Source organism: Brasilonema octagenarum UFV-OR1, from assembly GCF_963888615.1.
In the GTDB taxonomy this organism is placed as follows: Bacteria; Cyanobacteriota; Cyanobacteriia; order Cyanobacteriales; family Nostocaceae; genus Brasilonema; species Brasilonema sennae.
Genome location: NZ_CAWPKW010000205.1, coordinates 1 through 1,850, shown reverse-complemented (window position 1 = coordinate 1,850; position 1,850 = coordinate 1). Strand labels below are relative to the sequence as shown.

Annotated in this window: 1 protein-coding gene; it reads left to right on the top strand. The window is 61.9% G+C overall.

Going from position 1 to position 1,850, the window contains the following annotated elements; all coding sequences use genetic code 11:
* Positions 1 to 6: 6 nt before the first annotated feature.
* The coding region (gene ftsH / locus AC5590_RS15280) for an ATP-dependent zinc metalloprotease FtsH (protein ID WP_441293685.1) at positions 7 to 1,850 on the top strand (1,844 nt) is incomplete at its 3' end.

Below are 1,850 nucleotides of genomic sequence, written 5' to 3'. Positions count from 1 at the left end.
GAAACACTGACGGCGCAAGTCTTCCTGCAAAAACTTGAAGCCGGCGAACTCAATTCCCACAACGTTCACGAGTTGAAGTTTGCTCCGGATCGGCTGACGTATCAGAACACATCCGCGTCACCGGCCGGACAGACCGCGGCGACCAAAGCGGCCGCAAAGACTTACACCGTCTGGCTGCTCGGGCTCTCGGACAAGACCCGTGCGGATATCGAAGCCGCGCTGCAGAAACAGGGAATTCCCGGTTGGGGCGGCGGTCCTCCCGACACCGATTACAGTCCGTACATTTCGTTCGTGCTGCTGCTGGCACTGACGCTGGGCGTGTTCCTGTTCGTGCTGCGACGGATCGGTGGTCCCGGTGCGGCGATGTCGTTCGGTCGCAGCCGCGGCAAGATGTATGCGCAGGAAGACCTCGGCGTCACGTTCAACGATGTTGCCGGGATTGATGAAGCGGTGGAAGAACTCCGCGAAATTGTCGAGTTCCTCCGCACGCCGGGCAAGTATCAGGCCCTCGGCGGTCGCATCCCGCACGGTGTGTTGCTCGTCGGTCCCCCGGGAACCGGGAAAACGTTGCTGGCAAAAGCGGTGGCAGGTGAAGCCGGCGTGCCGTTCTTCGGACTTTCGGGTTCGGACTTCGTCGAACTCTTCGTCGGCGTCGGTGCGTCCCGTGTGCGCGATTTGTTTGCACAAGCCGTGCAACGGGCACCGAGCATCATCTTCATCGACGAACTCGACGCCATCGGCAAACGCCGAGGTGAAGGCGGACCCGGCAATCACGACGAGCGCGATCAGACGTTGAACGCGCTGCTCGTCGAGATGGACGGTTTCGCTTCCGATCAGAGCGTGATTGTGATGGCGGCCACCAACCGGCCGGAAACACTCGATCCGGCGCTCATGCGGCCGGGCCGGTTTGATCGGCACGTGATCGTCGACCGGCCGGATATCAAGGGCCGCGAACAGATCCTGAAGGTGCACGCCGCGCGGATCAAGATGGACGACCAGGTGAACCTCAAGTACCTGGCGAAGTTGACGCCGGGGTTTGTGGGGGCGGACCTTGCCAGCCTGGTGAACGAAGCGGCGTTGCTCGCCGCGCGGAAGAACAAAACCCGCGTCACCATGCAGGATTTCGAAGAAGGCATCGAGCGCGTTATCGCCGGTCTGGAGAAGCAGACGCGGATCATCTCCGAGGAAGAAAAGGAGCGCGTGGCGTATCACGAAATCGGTCACGCCCTGGTGGCCTGTTCGCTGCCCCACGTCGATCCGGTGCACAAGGTGTCGATCATTCCCCGCGGCATGGGGGCTCTCGGTTATACGCTGCAACGGCCCGAAGAAGATCGGCAACTGGTCACACGGACCGAGTTGGAGAACCGCATCGCCGTGTTGCTCGGCGGCACCGCGGCCGAGGAAATCGTCTACCAGGAATGTTCGACCGGCGCATCGAATGATCTGCAACGCGCGACGGACATGGCTCGGCGGATGATCACCGAGTTCGGCATGAGTCCCAAGCTCGGCCGCGTCCATTACAGCGAAATGAAACGCTCGCCATTCCTGACGGGTGGCATGCAATCGATGGGCGAGCACGTCCACAGCGAAGAGACGGTCCGCGAGATCGACCTCGAAATCAAGCGGCTGATCGACACTGGGTACGAAATTGCCCACACGGTCCTGAGCACCCGCCGGGCGGCAATGGAGCACCTGACGAAGGACCTGCTCGAGAAAGAGGTCATGGACGCCAACCAGCTCCGCGACATTCTCGATCAGTACAAAATCGGCCCGCAACTTGCCCCCGGGACCGGTCACATTCCCGTCGAACCGGCCCGCGAAGTCCCGCCAGCCAGCGAGCCGACCAGCAT